Here is a 444-nt window from a genome sequence, read left to right as displayed (position 1 = left end):
GCTTGAGCGGCTCGAATGGCCCGGCAATGTGCGCCAGCTTGAGAACACCGCCCGCTGGCTCACGGTAATGGCCTCGACCAAGCAGATCCATGTGGGTGATCTACCGCCCGACTTAGAGGGCATCTCAGCAGCGGCGCATTCTGATGACCAGTGGGAAGGCACGCTGCGCGCCTGGACCCGGCGTCGCTTGCAGCAGGGTGATCACGACATCCTTGACTCCGCGATGCCGGCGTTCGAGCGCATTCTGATCGAATGTGCCCTTGAGCATACCGGTGGTCGGCGCCAAGAAGCAGCCAGGCTATTAGGCTGGGGGCGTAACACCCTAACACGTAAGATTAAGGACCTCGGCATGGAAGAAGACGGATCGGATGATCCCAGTGAGGATGACGAAGCCAACACCCCTGCCAGCTAGCTCACCGCACGTCCATGCGCGAATCCATCGCG

The 444-nt window shown here is 61.0% G+C and carries 1 protein-coding gene; it reads left to right on the top strand.

From position 1 onward, the window contains the following. Positions 1 to 412: helix-turn-helix domain-containing protein (locus CKO25_RS20890; protein WP_276569072.1), on the top strand; the 412-nt coding region annotated here is incomplete at its 5' end. Between the last annotated feature and the right edge of the window lie 32 nt (positions 413 to 444).

Origin of the sequence: Thiocapsa imhoffii (assembly GCF_016583985.1) — a bacterium.
Lineage (GTDB): Bacteria > Pseudomonadota > Gammaproteobacteria > Chromatiales > Chromatiaceae > Thiocapsa > Thiocapsa imhoffii.
The sequence above is the reverse complement of the archived record's forward strand: the minus strand, read 5'-3'. Positions and strand labels throughout refer to the sequence as shown.